Consider the following 15,140-nt stretch of genomic DNA (forward strand, 5'->3'; position numbering starts at 1 on the left):
TCCACAGGTAGGACTCGAACCTACGACCGATCGGTTAACAGCCGATAGCTCTACCACTGAGCTACTGTGGAATAATATTTATCAGACTTCTTACATTGTAATCGACATTGTATGTAATGTCAATAAGTTTTTGTAATTTATTTGCCGTTTATTTGAGACGGCTTTATTAATTTATCATAATCAATCTATTTTAGTCAAGCATCTTCTACATTTTTTTCAATTTACCTTTACACTTTCCACAAACATATTTAACCGTGTTCACTTTTCTTTTTCGAACATATTTTTGCTCGCACTGCATACATACATATATGTGCTCTTTTTTCTTTCCATCACTTTCTTTTTTCAATGCCTGACAAAATCGGGGGGCCCCTACTTCTTTCATTAGGCTTTTAAAGTCTTGATCTCCATGCTTATACCCTTTCCCCTCAATATGTAAATGATAGTGACAGAGCTCATGTTTAATGATTGCTACTATTTCTTGTGTGCCATATTGTTCAAAGTATTTGTAGTTTACTTCTATATTAGATGTACGTAATAAATACCTTCCACCTGTCGTACGTAAACGAGGATTAAAAGTGGCTTCATGACGAAATGGTTTGTGAAACAGCTTCAATGAAATTTCTTCTACAAGTATTTGTAAATCCTTATCATTCATCTTATATACTCCTCTACTGTATGAAATCACCTGACTAGCTCTTTGGGCATACACTTCATTACATACTCACTATTTACCTTATCATAAATGAAAAGGAGTGATTGTCCTTATGCCAATGTGGCTACAAAAACAAATGAGGCGCGCTTATTCTGAAAAAGACCGTGCACAAATAAAATTGCTCAATCAATGTTGGTTTTTTTATCAAAAAAATAACTCCGCTTCTTAATCACTTCTTTTTAAAAATAAAATTGCCTTTTCAGAAAATCTGAAAAGGCAATTTTATTATTGATGGGGCGGAATCATCGTCAATGCGACTCTTCCTTTTTTCATATCTACGTCTTCTACCCACACATTCACCAAATCTCCTACTGAAACGACATCGAGGGGGTGCTTAACGTACCGATTCGTTAATTTAGAAATATGGACTAGACCGTCTTGCTTAACTCCTATATCGATGAACGCTCCGAAGTCTACGACGTTTCGCACAGTACCTTCAAGCTGAATACCTTTGGCAAGATCCTCTAGCTTCAAAATATCCTGACGGAGCAAAGGTTTTGGCAGTTCATCACGAGGATCTCTTTCCGGTCTTACGAGCGCTTCTATAATGTCTTTTAAAGTAAGCTCCCCTATACTTAGTTCTTCTGATATTTCGGGTAAAGAAATATGTTTTAATGCTTCTTTTACTTTCTCCGTTCCAAGCTCAGTCTCTTTCACTTCAGCTTTCTTTAAAAGCTTTTTAACGTCTCCATATGTTTCAGGATGGATACCCGTTCTGTCTAAAGGTTCTTCACCTTCTATAATACGTAAAAACCCAATACACTGCTCATACGTTTTAGCACCTAGACGCGGAATTTTCTTCAGCTGTTTTCGGTTAGAGAATTTTCCGTTTTCATCCCGATATTTTACAATGTTTTGAGCAACTGTCTTATTTAGACCAGCAACGTATTGTAGAAGCGAAGCAGAAGCCGTGTTTGCATTTACTCCTACCTGATTTACTACTGTCTCTACAATAAAAGTCAGTGAATCATTTAATTGCTTTTGAGACACATCATGCTGATACTGCCCTACTCCTACCGACTTAGGATCGATTTTCACAAGTTCAGCCAGCGGATCTTGCAGCCTTCTGGCAATCGATACAGCGCTTCGCTCTTCTACTTGAAAATCAGGAAATTCCTCTCTAGCAACATCAGAAGCCGAATATACGCTTGCTCCCGCTTCATTCACAATCAAATAATAAACTGGGTTTTCAATTTCTTTAAGAACATCCGCTACAAATTGCTCCGTTTCGCGAGATGCCGTTCCGTTTCCAATGGCTACTACTTCAATAGGGTATTCAGCGAACATTTTCTTTAATTTATTTTGCGCTTCAGCTGCTTTTCTCACAGGAGGATGTGGATAAATAACATCAATTTTTAATACCTTGCCTGTTTCATCTACTACAGCTAATTTGCAGCCTGTTCGAAAAGCTGGATCTACTCCTAATACCACTTTCCCTTTCAATGGAGGTTGGAGAAGAAGTTTCCGTAAGTTTTCAGAAAAGATGTGAATGGCTCTTTCTTCGGCTTTTTCTGATAGCTCTTTACGGATTTCGCGTTCAATAGATGGTTCTATTAAGCGTTTATAAGCATCTTCTATAGCTGAGATGATATAACTTTCAGCTGAAGAATCCCTTTTTTTGATTACTTGTTTATGTAAATATGAAAGAATACGATCTGTAGGCGCATCAATACTCACTTTTAAAATACTGTCTTTTTCTCCTCTATTCATGGCTAAGATACGATGAGGAACGATTCGCTTTACCGCTTCTGTATATTCATAGTACATTTCATAGATATTTTTTTCATCTTTTTCGGGATCTTTGACTGAAGTAACAATTATGCCATCTTTTACAGTAGTCGTACGAATCCATTGACGGTAAGATGCTTCGTCAGAAATTTGTTCCGCTACAATGTCTAGGGCTCCCTGAATAGCTTCTTCAGAAGATTGAACTCCCGCTTCTTCATTTATGTATGTTTTCGCTTCGTTCTTCACGTCGGAACGTGGAAAACTTAGTAACCACTGTGCTAATGGTTCAAGACCTTTTTCTTTTGCTACAGTTGCTTTTGTACGTCGTTTTTGCTTAAAAGGGCGGTATAAATCTTCTACTTGCTGCAATTTCTTCGCTTGATGAATTTGAGCAGCCAGTGCCTCAGTTAATTTCCCTTGCTCTTCAATTAATCGAAGAACTTCCTCTTTACGCTCCTCTAAATTCATTAAGTAGTTCCAGGAATCTAAAATATTCCGGATTTGGACTTCATCCAAAGCACCAGTTTGTTCTTTTCTATATCGAGCAATAAAGGGAACTGTATTACCGTCTTCTACTAAAGCAATTACGTTTTGTACTTGCTTTTGTGAAATCTCCACCTCTTTACTTACACGTTGAACAATTTGATTATCTAATTTCGTTGCAACAGACACAGCTTATCCTCCTAGCTAAATGAAACTTTGTCTTTATTGTAACAAAACTCACATGCAATAACACATGTGAGCTAAAAAGAAAGGCTATGCAGTTGGAAGATGACCAGCGATATACGTAATATCGTCATTATGAGATCGAATTGCTGCCTGTAGCCGTGTCGACAATTGATCTACATTCATCGAGTTAGCAAAAACAGATTTAATCTCTTTTAATTCTAAGCCATCTGTATGAATCAAAAATTTAGAACCGGAGTCATATGGGAAGGTTTGTGTGCGGAACTTTTGAATTTTCCCTGATAAAAAACCTTGAATTGGTAGAGGGTACGTTAATTTTCCCTCCGGAGAATACAGATAAAAGCGGATATTACCTACATTTGTATAATGAAATTCGTTATGTTTTTTATCAATTTTCAAAATAGCTACTGCCGCACCTCTTGTATGTCGAGTAGCTTTGTTACACTTAGAAATGATCTCATCCACATCTAGATGATGATGAGCTTTCGCTACATCCGTAACAGCTACAGAAGCGGCTCTAGCTTGTTCACCGCTTCCTAATCCATCTGCCACTGCACATAGAAAATAGTCATCCGTTTCTTTGACATAGTAACTATCTCCACAACATAAGTTCCCTTGCTTTGGCTCTTGGTATATATGAGTTTGAATCAACTTTGTATTAGGGTCTACTGTCATCACGACATATACTCCGAATCGTTAGAATCTGAGCGAGCTGCAGTCCTTAGCTTATCAAGAGCTCTTCTTTGCAGTCGAGATACATGCATTTGAGAAATCCCTAACTTCTCACCGGCATCTTTTTGACTCAGATTTTCAATAAATGTATAGCGAATCACTTCTTTTTCTCTATCGCTTAATACATGAAGAATCTTTTCTAACACTAAGCGCTGATCAGTTTTCTCATAACCCGACTCTTGTTCACCTACTAAATCAAGGATTGTAACAGTACTTCCATCAGAGTCTGCTTCAATGGAATGATCAACAGACAACGCTTGATAACTTTGCCCCATCTCCATTGTTTCTAAAATTTCTTCCTCTGTCACTCCGATATGATCAGCAATTTCTTTCACTTGAGGAGATCGCTGTAAACGGGTTGTTAGCTCTTCGACAGCTGCTTTAATTTTAGGACCTAATTCTTTGATGCGGCGCGGTACGTGGACACTCCACGTTTTATCGCGTAAAAACCGCTTAATCTCTCCAATGATTGTAGGAACAGCAAACGATTCAAAGCTTCTTCCAAATGAAGCATCATACCTTCTAATAGCTCCTAACAGTCCTAGCATCCCTACCTGCACAATATCTTCATGTAAGCTTCTGCCTTTTGAATAGCGACGTGCAATAGATTCAACAAGGTTCTTGTAATGTACTACTAGATCACTTTGTGCTTCTTCATCCTGCGTTTTTTGAAAGCGCTCAATTCGTTCCTGAACCTGTTCTTTAGTTAATTTCATAGGTTGAGACTGTGTTTTCATCACTCTCCACCTGCTCTCTTTGCACATACTTAGTCATCATTAGCGTTACACCTTTTGAATTGACCATTTTCACTTCGTCCATTAGTGTTTCAATTAAATATAAACCAAGTCCACCTTCAGGAAGAAATTCAACTTCTTTTGATGTTTCATAAGGTCCTATATGTTCCTTAAGCTCTTCAAAATTAAAGCTTTCACCTTTATCGACCACCATGATTTCTAAACGGTCATCAAATAAACCAAAACCTACTCTCACTTCACCATTTTCTTCATTCTTGTAAGCATGCTGTACGGCATTTGTACATGCCTCACTCACAGCAATTTTCATATCTTCAATTTCATCATAAGAAAAACCCATCCGGTTCGCTACACCAGACAGCGTCAGTCGAATAATCGCTACGTAGTCTGGCTTAGCAGGAATCTTCATCTCAACAAAGTCATAAGGCTGTTTCATTTTACGCCACCTTCTACTTGTGAATTCACGTTTAAAATGTCTGTGAGGCCCGTAATATCAAATAAGCGCTTGATGCGCTCTGATACACCAACAAATTTCAAAGAGCCGTTATTTTTCTTATTGGCTTTTAACAATGCAATAAATACACCTAGTCCTGTACTATCCATGTATGATACATCGGTTAAATCGACTATAATTTCTGGTTCGGTATGTTCAGTAATTTCCATGAACTTTTCTTTTAGCTTAGGTGCTGTATATGCGTCAATCTCTCCAGCCAGCTTAATACGATATGCTTGACCGTCCTTTTGTATATCTATTTTTAAATTCATCGTATTAGTAGACCCCCTCTAATTTTGTGCTATCTTTTCTGTACCCTTATTTAGAATACTTAAACTAAACTCTTCAAAATAATCAATGTAAAGTCATCCCTCAATTGAAAATGCTGTAATTTTTCCAGCTCTTTATATACAGATTCTACAATTTCTTGAGGAGACAAATGCATGTATTTTCGAATTAATTTTATGATGTCCAATCTTTCAATAAATCCTTCTTCAGTTCTGCATTCTGTTACGCCATCTGTTAACAGAACAATCATATCGCCTTTTGAAAGCTGCTGCTCGTACTGAAGATATTTCACATGGCGATCGACTCCTAGCACGAGTCCTTTTGCTTCCAAATCTTCAAATGAATCAGCTTTGGCATCATAATAAAAACCTGGTTCATGCCCTGCAGATGCATAATCAAATAAGTTTGTCTGGGGATTATAGCTTCCGTAGAACATCGTAATAAACATACTTGGATCTACGTTTCGCTCTACAATATTGTTCAAGTTCTCTAATACATAACTTGGATTTTTTCTTGAGTCCGGTAAGCTGTCCATTGCATACTTGATCATAGACATACACATTGCAGCTGGAATTCCTTTTCCGATCACATCGGCAATGGCAATACTTAACCCGCCGTGCTCTTCTTCTACAAAGTGAAAATAATCTCCGTTCATCTGTTTAGCCGGTACGCTAATCGCACCAATTTCTAAAGTTGAACTAGCCGGAACCTTTGTCCCCAACAGCGTCTGCTGGACGTTAGCGGCAACTTCAATTTCAGAACGAAGTTCCCGCTGCTTATTTTTTAATGTTTGATGCTCACGAAGAGCAAGACCGTAGCTAATCATTACCTCAAGTAAAAAGTCCAGAGAATGCAGCACTTTTTCTGGAATATCAGAATAAATTTCTTCAATCACTTCTTTATGAATGCTCACAATATCTTCTGGCGATATTTCATTCTCTAAAGATTTTCTACTTAGTTTTTGTCCTTGATACAAAATTTGTTCATTTTGTGTTTGGATATAGTTCCCCAAAATATCTTTGTATAAATCTCTCATCTCTTTATCAAAAGACATTATCTATTTCCTCCTACCGGAGCCACTTAACTGCTTTAATCTCAGTACCTTCTCCGACATTTGTTTCGATGTCAAACTCATCCATCAATCGTTTTACCCCAGGAAGCCCAGCTCCTAGTCCACCCGATGTTGAGTATCCATCTTCCATTACTTTGCGAACGTCGGGGATACCTGGCCCTTCATCTGTTGCTACGACAAGAAGACCGTTTTTTCCTCCACGATTTAATTTCTCAATATAGATTTGACCCTTACCCGCATATAGGTAAATATTACGAGCTAATTCAGAAATGGCGGTTGTAATACGAGCTTGGTCAACTGTTCCAAACCCTAGCTCTTTCGACACATTTCTACCTAATTGGCGTGCCGCTACGATGTCCCATTCTGTTACGATTTTTACGCTGGATTGGAATTCCATATACTAATCCCCCAATTCCGATTGGAGTTTCTCAAGACCTTTTTCTAAATCGAGTGCAGTAAGAACATCATTTAGGCCAATCCCTAACTCAACAAGTGTAATAGCTACTGCAGGCTGGATACCTGTTAATACTACTCTAGCCCCCATCAAATTAGACATGCTAACCACGTCACCTAAAACTTTTGCGATGAATGAATCGATCATATCAATTGAAGTTAAATCGATTACCACTCCTTTTGCTCCAGTTTGATGAATTTTACTTAGCAAATCTTCTTGGAATTGAATAGCCGTTTGATCATCCAGCTCCCATTGAATGGATACCAATAAATAGTCGTACAATTTCAAAATGGGTATTCTCACGTTTATTCCTCCGATTCTATATCCACTATTTTCCGCTCAGTCATTTCTAACGCAAACTCTACGCCTTTTTTTAATGAATTTTTCGTAATAATTTCGTTTAAGTTAATACCTAAGTTCACAATAGTCTGAGCAATTTCCGGACGAATTCCTACTAACAAACACTTGGCTCCAACCAAACGTACGGCTTCAGCAGCTTGAATAATATGATGGGCAACCATCGTATCCACTACTGGTACTCCGGTAATATCTATTAATACGACCTCTGATCGGTGCTTTACGACACCTTGCAGTAAGTTTTCCATAATTTTCTTTGCGCGATCAGTGTCAATTGTTCCTACAAGCGGCATTACTGTAATTTTATCAAATACCGGTATTAATGGAGCAGACAATTCTTGAAGTGCAACTTTTTGCAACATAACTGTATTTTCCCACGAGTTGGAGTATTGTTCTACTATTTTGTTATAAATAGGGCTTAACCATTTGTCAAACCGATAGAATAATTCAGAATGAGTTTGGTCAGCCTTTACATGTTCACTGTTTACATACCCTTCGACCACTACGTGACCCAAGTTACGTACACCCTGTGTTAAATAAGCAAGAGGCCACCCTAAACTCACAACTCGTCCTACTACTTCCTCTAGTTCCTCTGCAAAATTTTCCTGATCACGGAATGCTTTTGCCAAAAGTAAATTTACAAAATCAGAGCTTACATTTACGTACACTTGCTCGGATACAATGTTTTTAATGCGCTCTGTTTCCACATCATTCATTAACACTAGCCATCGATCAAAAATTTCTGATTTATGATTTTGTATATAATTGAATAAATCTTGATTCATGAGGTCCTCCTTGTGAGTCAATACACTCATTTATATCTATATATATATTATCATTTTTAAAAGGTTTCTTATTACAATATACGTTTACTGATTATTCCTAGTCAAATTAAAAAAGTTGCTCATAAAGGAGCAACTTAGCATAAATGGAAGTATAATTCTAAAAGTCGATAAGTCCTACACTGATTTGCAAGGCTTCATCCACTCTGTCCATCATTTCATCATCTAAATGGGTAATCTTGTCTGTTAGCCTCTGTTTATCAATAGTACGAATTTGTTCTAGTAAAATAACTGAATCTCGCTCAAATCCATAGCGCTTTGCATCAATTTCAACATGCGTAGGTAACTTTGCCTTTTGAATTTGAGCAGTGATCGCAGCTACAATAACAGTTGGGCTAAAACGATTGCCTATATCATTTTGAATGACAAGTACAGGGCGAACGCCTCCTTGTTCTGAGCCAACAACAGGAGATAGGTCAGCAAAATAAACGTCGCCACGTTTGACTACCAAGTCATTACCCCCCGCTTACTAAACGATCCACAGTATGATCAGCTTCATACTCTGCTAGAAAAGCCTCGGAAGCAATATTTAAGTTTATCTTTGCCATCTCCATATATCCACGTCTCATTGATTCGCGAATATGGCGTTTTTTTCGCTCACGAAGGTACAATTTTGTTGCTTGGTGAATAAAATCACTTCGGTTGCCATTTTCTTGTTTAACCATAAGATCGAGCTCCGATACTAAATTTTTCGGTAATCTTACTAGGATTTCTGTAGTTGCGCTCGCTTCAGACACAAACATACACCTCCAACATCAATACACACACCAATAGTCTCATCTTTCCTTATCATAACATTGATTAGCTTTAATGGAAAGTTAATTCTGTCAATTTCTACACTATTATCGTCAATTGATACCCTCTTTTATGCATGGAAGTTATTATTTTATTGTCTTGTGTTCGCAGACTTTTTATGTTGACTCAGGAAGATGTATATTCAGCGCAAGATATAATTATTAACATCAATGTGCTGCGAATCTCTTGTATAAACCCTCGGAACCCTTGCTGCAACCATGCAAGGGATTTCATAATTAATTGTTTCAAGATGCTTCGCTACTTCATCAATTGTAATTTCAGCACCTTTTTGTTTTCCAATAAATGTTACTTTTGTACCCATTTTATACATTTTAGGTAATTTAATCATCAATTGATCCATGCAGATTCTACCAACAATTGGCACTTTAACTCCATCTACTAATACTTCAAAATTGCTTAATTTACGAATCCAGCCGTCTGCGTATCCTACTGGAATAGTAGCAATCCATTCATCTTCTTTAGCTTCATAAGTAGCTCCGTAACTGATATGACTCCCTTTTTTGACTTTTTTAATATGGACAATACGGCTGTGCAGCGAAAAAGCTTGTTTTAACGGAATTGGCAAGACTTCTTTTAATTCCTCAGAAGGACTCAAGCCATACATAGAGATACCTAAGCGTACGCCATTAAAGATATCTTTCGGACGACGAAGCAAGGCTGCGCTATTTGCACAGTGAATCATCGGAGGTGTAAAATTATATTCTTTCACAATTCGAACCATTTCTTCAAAGAATGTGTATTGTTCTTCAAAATAAGTCGAGTTTAGCTCATCTGCTGTTGCAAAGTGTGTAAACACTCCATCCAGCACGAATCCCGAATGAGAAGCGATGATCTTCATTGTTTCGTGTAATTCTTCTTTTGTTCTAACTCCCAAGCGACCCATGCCTGTATCTATTTTTAAATGCATATGCAGCTGACTGTTTTCACCTAGAATGGACGCCGCTTCTTCAATCCAAGCTTTGCTATAAGCAGTGACCGTTACATCCCACTCCAATGCAGTTTGAATGTGTAGGGTAGGCACGGCGCCTAATACTAAAATGGACTCCTTTATTCCTTTTTTCCGAAGAGCAATAGCTTCATCCAAAAAAGCTACAGCTAGCATATCAGCACCAGCTTGAAGCGCAATCTCTGCTACTTCTTTATCTCCATGCCCGTACGCATTCGCCTTCACTACGGCCATTAACGTTTTATGCCCCGGTATCAGTTCTCTTACATGATTCACATTTTGAAAAATGGCTTCTACATCAATTTCTGCCCATGTTTCTCTATAAAATGCATCCATTACTACGACACTTCCTTTTTTCAGAACCATTCTAAACGTACTTTCCTCTGTTAGTATAATACATCTATAGTCAAACTTCATCTCGATCTTTATTCAAATTACGCAAGAACAAGCCTACATATATGCAGGCTTGTAAGCTTCTCTTATTTTCCCATCTGACTTTGCACAGATCTAGCAACTGTACTCAATTCATCTGGTGTTAGCTGATCAGAAGCCAGCATAAAGTCTACTCCATTATATGTCCAAGATAGACTTTTATCCGTTAAAGCTCCCACAGTAAAACCTAAATCAAATGGCTCTCCGGCAGTAACTGTAGATGTTGCTGTTTTAGCTACTTGCGCTTTTTCTTGTACAAGCGTAAACGGCTTTTCTCCTTTGTACATTAAAACGACTCTCTCGCCATTTTCCGTCTCAATTTTCTTTTCCTTGGACAGCTTTGTACCTTTTGGAACATCCTTAGGATAAAGGACGCTAAATGATTTCTGCTGAGCTAATGTCGGAACGTCAATCTTTGCACTTGTCATGTTTCTTTTTGTATCAAAAGCCCCTTTATCAAACTTAGAATCGAATTTCACCTTAGAGAAATCAACTTTTATTAACACTTTGTTATCCGTATCCATAATTTTAACCGAAACAGGCGCTAAATCACTTTTGTTCAGCGTAATTTCTTGTTTAGGAAGCATCGTGCTATTTTGATAGTTGGTTTTTGTTTCAAAAATATAATGCTTATTTGTTGATTTAAAACTTGCCTTTTCATCCTTCACAATATCTTGGACAAGGGATTCATACAAATAAGCTTGACTGCTATTTTGTGGCCAGTCACTTTGAAAACGAAAGCTTTTATTTAAGGCGGGCGTTAAAACAAAAACCCCTTCATCATTACGCAAAATCATTTGGCTTTGATCTTTCTTTGTATTTTTCAAATTCACTCGATAATACATAGGCTTACTATGCCAAATCTCTACATCGTATACTTGAGCATCTTTCCCTGTATTCAATGTCATCTTAGCATCTGATTTATACCCGGCCATTTCTTGTACCTTGGCATCCAATGCATCTGTTACATCCTGCTGACTTTTTTCACCGCATGCTGATAAGGCTAAGAGAAAAAAGGCGCAAACAAATAAGCCAATCCATTTTTTATGCATTTCCCCAACTCCTTTATTTCGTATATTCACAGCTAAACGGAGAAGCAAGAACATATCTTGTCTCCCCTATCCACACTATGAATATATGAACAAGAAATAGTGAATATGCAGACTAGCTTGACAAGCGTTCAATAATTACTTGAGCAATCGCATAGTGCGCACTGTGGGAAATAGATACGTGTACGGACGCGTCCAGTGGTTGTTTTGTAACAATGTGGGGCTTTCCTCTTTCATCATTCACGATTTCGATATCTTGGAAGCTGAAATCTTTTCCTATTCCTGTTCCAAGAGCTTTCGAATATGCTTCCTTCACAGCAAATCTCCCTGCTAAAAATTCGACCTTACGTCGGCTTGATAGCTTTTCATAGCGTTCTTTTTCATTTTTTGTTAAAATCCGAGTAACAAAAGCACTTTGACGCTGCACCATTTTTTCAATCCGCTCTAACTCTGTAATATCAATTCCAGTTCCTATAATCATTTTCATTTAATCCTCTCTTACAGAATAGTATATAAAAATGCCTTTATAAAAAGGAGTGACAAATATGTTCGTACGCACAGAAAATGCAGCTGAATTTAAACGTTTTTACCCTGTTACCTTCACGCTTATCTGCATTCACATTGCGCTATGGTTACTTGCCGCTCTTCCCTCAAACCTTGCAGAATCTTTTATACATCAGCTTATCGGTGTGAATAGCTTAATTTCTCAAGGAGACTACTGGCGACTTTTCACACCTATCTTTTTGCATCTAAGCTTTTCACACCTTCTTTTTAACTCATTTTCATTGTTCTTGTTAGGGCCAGGTGCTGAGCGTATTCTTTCTTCTTATAAGTTTCTTCTATTCTACCTTACGTGTGGATTTCTTGGAAATATCGTTACATTTCTAACCCAATCTTCTTTCTACAGCCATGTAGGTGCATCCGGTGCCATTTTCGGGCTGCTCGGGTTTTACCTCTACCTTGTAATAAAACAAAAACATATGCTTTCTCAAAGTAACCAGCAAATCATTATCGTCTTCTTAATTATTGGATTACTTTCAGGTCTGCTAACGCCAGGAACCAACAACACAGCTCATTTCGTTGGAGGTATTGCTGGATTTCTTCTCGCTTTTCTCGCGTTCAAACAGAAAAACAAGCCACAGATATGAGGCCTGCTTTAAGATTTAATATAAAAAGTGGATGAGTTAATAAATTCCACATCTTCATAAGGCTTCAAGTCTCTTACTAACTGAAAGAGCGCTTCATCTTTTTTCTTAGCTTCAATCATGCAATCAATTTGCGGTATCGTTCCATTTACTTCTTTTAAAAAGCTGTAAAACCCATGAACATCGATATAATCTGCATGGGCTCTAAATTCTTTATCACTTTTAGGACTAGATATATGCATTTTTAGAGGAAGCGTTTCCTGTTCCCACGTTCTAGTGATACGGTCCCAATGCTCTTGCCATGAAGTTTCATCGTTGTTTGCCTGATGATGATGAAGATCAAAAATGATTGGGACATTTAGTTTTTCACATAAATACAAGACGTCCTTTATATGAAAGGTTGTATCGTCGTTTTCTAACATAATCATTTGCTGAAGGGATTGAGGTACAAGCCCCCAATTATGAATAAACTGCTCCAATGCTTTTTCTTTATCATTATAAGCCCCTCCGACATGTAAAACACAGCGATTTTGAAGCGGAATATCCATTCCTTTTAGCAACTTTTGATGCATGCGAAGAGTTTGGATAGAATGCTTAAAAACCTCTTTATCCGTTGAGTTTAAAACAACAAAATGATCCGGGTGAAAATCTACTCGCATTGGATGTTCCTTCAAAAATACAGAAATACGCTGAAGAGCATCCTTTAAAGGAGCTATGTAGTTCCACTCTTTTAGCGCCTCATGGTTAGCTAATGGAATTAACTTAGAACTGAATCGAAAAAACTCAATTTCACTCCACGCATTATGTTTTAATAAACGTAAGCAGTTTTCTAAGTTGGATATTGCAATACGTTCGAGCTTGCGAATGGCCGCTTCATGGTCTTTCACACGCTGAAATTGTGCAAAAGTCATTGTTTGAGAAGGAGAACTATTTTCCAAATGAACGCTCATCGCCACATAACCTAACCGAACAATGGTCGACATCAGTGAACACCCCATTTTATTTTACTCATAGTGTGCACCAATAAAATAGCAATTAACACATAAAAAAAACGAGCCTGTTAAGGCTCGTTTTTATTTTACGCTTTGCTGCGAGAATCTTTACGATTACTGCTGCTATTACGATTTCTATTATCACTGCCGTTGCTTCCACCGCGACGCTTGTCACCAAAACGTTTTGAGTTTCCACGACGATTTTGTTGTGAGTAGTTTTTAGAGTTAGAACGTGAACGACCTCCGCCATTTCCACGTTTGTTTTTATCACCTTTTGCAATTACCGGTGGTTCAGCAGTTAATTGAATTGGTGATTCGTTTGGTTCTTTTGTAAATAATTTGATCGCTGCTGCCACTAATGAAACTGAATCGTGCTCTTCAAGTAACTCTTCTGCCAACTGTTTGTAGTAAGATAAGTTGCCTTGTGTCACAGATTCTGTTAATTTGTCAGCTGCAATACGCTGTTGACCTTCCATTGCTTCATCAAGCGTTGGAGGAGTAAGACGCTCCATTTTACGTTTTGTTGTACGCTCAATATTGTGTAACTGTCCAGTTTCTCTTGGTGTTACAAATGTCATAGCAGCACCCATTTTACCAGCACGTCCTGTACGTCCGATACGGTGTACATAGCTCTCTGGATCTTGAGGGATATCAAAGTTGTATACATGAGTAACACCAGAAATATCAAGTCCGCGTGCAGCTACGTCCGTTGCAACTAATACATCAATAGAACCTTCTTTAAATTGACGTAGTACAGATAGACGTTTCGATTGCGTCAAGTCACCATGGATACCTTGTGCAGAATAACCACGCATATTTAATGCTTCTGATAACTCATCAACACGGCGCTTTGTACGACCAAAGATGATAGCTAATTCAGGTGATTGCATATCTAAAAGACGAGTAAGGATATCAAATTTACGCTTTTCTTGTACTTCTAAATAATACTGCGTAATGTTTGGCATCGTTACTTCTTTTGCTTGTACTTTTACCACTTTTGGTTCGTTCATGAATTTTTCAGCAATGCGACGGATTGGAGTAGGCATTGTTGCTGAGAATAAAAGTGTTTGGTGGTTCTCAGGTACGTTTGATAAGATTTTTTCAATGTCTTCGATGAATCCCATGTTTAACATTTCATCTGCTTCATCTAAAATAACTGTATGAACATCTTGTAGACGAAGTGTACGACGATTAATATGATCTAGCATACGCCCTGGTGTCCCTACGATGATATGAGGGTGCTTTTTCAATGCACGAATTTGACGACTGATATCTTGACCACCGTAAATTGATAGCACGCGTACGCGCTTTGTTTGACCAATTTTGTAAAGTTCTTCAGATACCTGTACAGCAAGTTCACGAGTAGGAGCAATAATTAACCCTTGAATTGCATCTACGTTTACATCAACTTTTTCAATAAGAGGAATACCAAATGCCGCTGTTTTCCCTGTTCCTGTTTGTGCTTGTCCGATCAAATCGTGACCTTCTAGTGCTAATGGGATAGTTTCTGATTGAATTGGTGTTGCTTCTTCAAAACCCATTTTACTCACAGCTTTATTAAGCTGTTGACTTAATCCTAAATCTTGAAATAATGCCAAGTTTTTCAAACTCCTTTTATATTTAGACTATCTATATTTTACAAA

Annotated in this window: 19 protein-coding genes and 1 tRNA gene; 2 read left to right on the forward strand and 18 right to left on the reverse strand. The window is 37.8% G+C overall.

Annotated elements, in window-relative coordinates; translation table 11 throughout:
* Window positions 1-71, reverse strand: a tRNA-Asn gene (locus ACFX4G_RS26155).
* A gap of 134 nt (window positions 72-205) precedes the next feature.
* Window positions 206-655: a SprT family protein gene (locus tag ACFX4G_RS26160; protein WP_097825542.1), complete on the reverse strand. Its 450-nt coding sequence runs from the start codon at window positions 653-655 to the stop codon at window positions 206-208.
* A 109-nt stretch (window positions 656-764) separates the two neighbouring features.
* On the opposite strand from ACFX4G_RS26160, the gene cmpA reads away from it, so the two are divergent.
* Window positions 765-881, forward strand: coding sequence for a cortex morphogenetic protein CmpA (cmpA, locus tag ACFX4G_RS26165; protein WP_013055014.1), 117 nt, complete (start codon window positions 765-767; stop codon window positions 879-881).
* Between the two features lie 56 nt (window positions 882-937).
* On the opposite strand, the gene ACFX4G_RS26170 is transcribed toward cmpA, so the two are convergent.
* The 14 genes from ACFX4G_RS26170 to acpS all read right to left on the reverse strand — a co-directional run bounded on the left by ACFX4G_RS26170 (window position 938) and on the right by acpS (window position 11,841).
* Window positions 938-3,112 carry a Tex family protein gene (locus ACFX4G_RS26170; RefSeq protein ID WP_097825543.1) on the reverse strand — a complete coding sequence of 725 codons (2,175 nt, stop codon included), beginning with the start codon at window positions 3,110-3,112 and terminating at the stop codon, window positions 938-940.
* Between the two features lie 84 nt (window positions 3,113-3,196).
* The gene (locus ACFX4G_RS26175; RefSeq protein ID WP_057243274.1) at window positions 3,197-3,802 is read right to left on the reverse strand and encodes a PP2C family serine/threonine-protein phosphatase; all 606 of its coding nucleotides are present in this window, start codon (window positions 3,800-3,802) and stop codon (window positions 3,197-3,199) included.
* On the reverse strand, window positions 3,802-4,596 hold the full coding sequence (gene sigB, locus ACFX4G_RS26180) for an RNA polymerase sigma factor SigB (RefSeq protein WP_013055011.1): 795 nt from the start codon (window positions 4,594-4,596) through the stop codon (window positions 3,802-3,804). The genes ACFX4G_RS26175 and sigB overlap by 1 nt, the downstream gene beginning before the upstream one ends.
* Window positions 4,562-5,047, reverse strand: coding sequence for an anti-sigma B factor RsbW (gene rsbW / locus ACFX4G_RS26185; protein ID WP_013055010.1), 486 nt, complete (start codon window positions 5,045-5,047; stop codon window positions 4,562-4,564). The genes sigB and rsbW overlap by 35 nt, the downstream gene beginning before the upstream one ends.
* A complete protein-coding gene (locus tag ACFX4G_RS26190) occupies window positions 5,044-5,376 on the reverse strand; it encodes an anti-sigma factor antagonist (protein WP_013055009.1) in 333 nt (110 codons plus the stop codon). Before ACFX4G_RS26190 ends, rsbW begins: the two co-directional genes overlap by 4 nt.
* 59 nt (window positions 5,377-5,435) lie before the next feature.
* Window positions 5,436-6,446: a PP2C family protein-serine/threonine phosphatase gene (locus tag ACFX4G_RS26195; RefSeq protein WP_377577951.1), complete on the reverse strand. Its 1,011-nt coding sequence runs from the start codon at window positions 6,444-6,446 to the stop codon at window positions 5,436-5,438.
* Between the two features lie 13 nt (window positions 6,447-6,459).
* The gene (locus ACFX4G_RS26200) at window positions 6,460-6,861 is read right to left on the reverse strand and encodes an anti-sigma regulatory factor (RefSeq protein ID WP_013055007.1); all 402 of its coding nucleotides are present in this window, start codon (window positions 6,859-6,861) and stop codon (window positions 6,460-6,462) included.
* 3 nt (window positions 6,862-6,864) lie between these two features.
* Window positions 6,865-7,221 carry an STAS domain-containing protein gene (locus tag ACFX4G_RS26205; RefSeq protein WP_013055006.1) on the reverse strand — a complete coding sequence of 119 codons (357 nt, stop codon included), beginning with the start codon at window positions 7,219-7,221 and terminating at the stop codon, window positions 6,865-6,867.
* Window positions 7,222-7,223: 2 nt separating this feature from the next.
* Entirely contained in the window at window positions 7,224-8,060 is an 837-nt protein-coding gene (locus ACFX4G_RS26210) for an RsbT co-antagonist protein RsbRA (protein ID WP_013055005.1), read from the reverse strand.
* A 157-nt stretch (window positions 8,061-8,217) separates the two neighbouring features.
* On the reverse strand, window positions 8,218-8,568 hold the full coding sequence (ndoA, locus tag ACFX4G_RS26215; protein ID WP_013055004.1) for a type II toxin-antitoxin system endoribonuclease NdoA: 351 nt from the start codon (window positions 8,566-8,568) through the stop codon (window positions 8,218-8,220).
* 4 nt (window positions 8,569-8,572) lie between these two features.
* Entirely contained in the window at window positions 8,573-8,854 is a 282-nt protein-coding gene (locus tag ACFX4G_RS26220) for a CopG family ribbon-helix-helix protein (RefSeq protein ID WP_013055003.1), read from the reverse strand.
* Window positions 8,855-9,054: 200 nt separating this feature from the next.
* The gene (gene alr / locus ACFX4G_RS26225; protein WP_483879943.1) at window positions 9,055-10,296 is read right to left on the reverse strand and encodes an alanine racemase; all 1,242 of its coding nucleotides are present in this window, start codon (window positions 10,294-10,296) and stop codon (window positions 9,055-9,057) included.
* Window positions 10,297-10,358: 62 nt separating this feature from the next.
* The gene (locus ACFX4G_RS26230) at window positions 10,359-11,417 is read right to left on the reverse strand and encodes a LolA family protein (protein WP_013081419.1); all 1,059 of its coding nucleotides are present in this window, start codon (window positions 11,415-11,417) and stop codon (window positions 10,359-10,361) included.
* A 58-nt stretch (window positions 11,418-11,475) separates the two neighbouring features.
* Window positions 11,476-11,841 carry a holo-ACP synthase gene (acpS, locus tag ACFX4G_RS26235; protein ID WP_025753519.1) on the reverse strand — a complete coding sequence of 122 codons (366 nt, stop codon included), beginning with the start codon at window positions 11,839-11,841 and terminating at the stop codon, window positions 11,476-11,478.
* Window positions 11,842-11,905: 64 nt separating this feature from the next.
* Between acpS and ACFX4G_RS26240 the strand changes: the two genes are divergently transcribed.
* Window positions 11,906-12,508, forward strand: a complete 603-nt coding sequence (locus ACFX4G_RS26240) for a rhomboid family intramembrane serine protease (RefSeq protein WP_097825545.1) — start codon at window positions 11,906-11,908, stop codon at window positions 12,506-12,508.
* Between the two features lie 8 nt (window positions 12,509-12,516).
* On the opposite strand, the gene uvsE is transcribed toward ACFX4G_RS26240, so the two are convergent.
* Window positions 12,517-13,488 (reverse strand): UV DNA damage repair endonuclease UvsE, encoded by a 972-nt coding sequence (uvsE, locus tag ACFX4G_RS26245; RefSeq protein ID WP_377577960.1) that lies wholly within the window; start codon window positions 13,486-13,488, stop codon window positions 12,517-12,519.
* Between the two features lie 95 nt (window positions 13,489-13,583).
* On the reverse strand, window positions 13,584-15,095 hold the full coding sequence (gene cshA / locus ACFX4G_RS26250) for a degradosome RNA helicase CshA (RefSeq protein ID WP_016762753.1): 1,512 nt from the start codon (window positions 15,093-15,095) through the stop codon (window positions 13,584-13,586).
* Between the last annotated feature and the right edge of the window lie 45 nt (window positions 15,096-15,140).

The organism is Priestia sp. YIM B13486 (genome assembly GCF_042787865.1).
GTDB classification, from domain to species: domain Bacteria; phylum Bacillota; class Bacilli; order Bacillales; family Bacillaceae_H; genus Priestia; species Priestia megaterium.

What these genes read in the sequence shown, in the direction of transcription:
- rsbW (WP_013055010.1), bottom strand. Translation starts at nt 5,047, where the DNA reads ATGAAACAGCCTTATGACTTTGTTGAGATGAAGATTCCTGCTAAGCCA.
- cmpA (WP_013055014.1), top strand. Translation starts at nt 765, where the DNA reads ATGCCAATGTGGCTACAAAAACAAATGAGGCGCGCTTATTCTGAAAAA.
- ACFX4G_RS26190 (WP_013055009.1), bottom strand. Translation starts at nt 5,376, where the DNA reads ATGAATTTAAAAATAGATATACAAAAGGACGGTCAAGCATATCGTATT.
- acpS (WP_025753519.1), bottom strand. Translation starts at nt 11,841, where the DNA reads ATGATTATAGGAACTGGAATTGATATTACAGAGTTAGAGCGGATTGAA.
- ACFX4G_RS26200 (WP_013055007.1), bottom strand. Translation starts at nt 6,861, where the DNA reads ATGGAATTCCAATCCAGCGTAAAAATCGTAACAGAATGGGACATCGTA.
- sigB (WP_013055011.1), bottom strand. Translation starts at nt 4,596, where the DNA reads ATGAAAACACAGTCTCAACCTATGAAATTAACTAAAGAACAGGTTCAG.
- alr (WP_483879943.1), bottom strand. Translation starts at nt 10,296, where the DNA reads ATGAAGTTTGACTATAGATGTATTATACTAACAGAGGAAAGTACGTTT.
- ACFX4G_RS26160 (WP_097825542.1), bottom strand. Translation starts at nt 655, where the DNA reads ATGAATGATAAGGATTTACAAATACTTGTAGAAGAAATTTCATTGAAG.
- ACFX4G_RS26175 (WP_057243274.1), bottom strand. Translation starts at nt 3,802, where the DNA reads ATGACAGTAGACCCTAATACAAAGTTGATTCAAACTCATATATACCAA.
- uvsE (WP_377577960.1), bottom strand. Translation starts at nt 13,488, where the DNA reads ATGTCGACCATTGTTCGGTTAGGTTATGTGGCGATGAGCGTTCATTTG.
- ACFX4G_RS26210 (WP_013055005.1), bottom strand. Translation starts at nt 8,060, where the DNA reads ATGAATCAAGATTTATTCAATTATATACAAAATCATAAATCAGAAATT.
- ACFX4G_RS26230 (WP_013081419.1), bottom strand. Translation starts at nt 11,417, where the DNA reads ATGTTCTTGCTTCTCCGTTTAGCTGTGAATATACGAAATAAAGGAGTT.
- ACFX4G_RS26195 (WP_377577951.1), bottom strand. Translation starts at nt 6,446, where the DNA reads ATGTCTTTTGATAAAGAGATGAGAGATTTATACAAAGATATTTTGGGG.
- ACFX4G_RS26240 (WP_097825545.1), top strand. Translation starts at nt 11,906, where the DNA reads ATGTTCGTACGCACAGAAAATGCAGCTGAATTTAAACGTTTTTACCCT.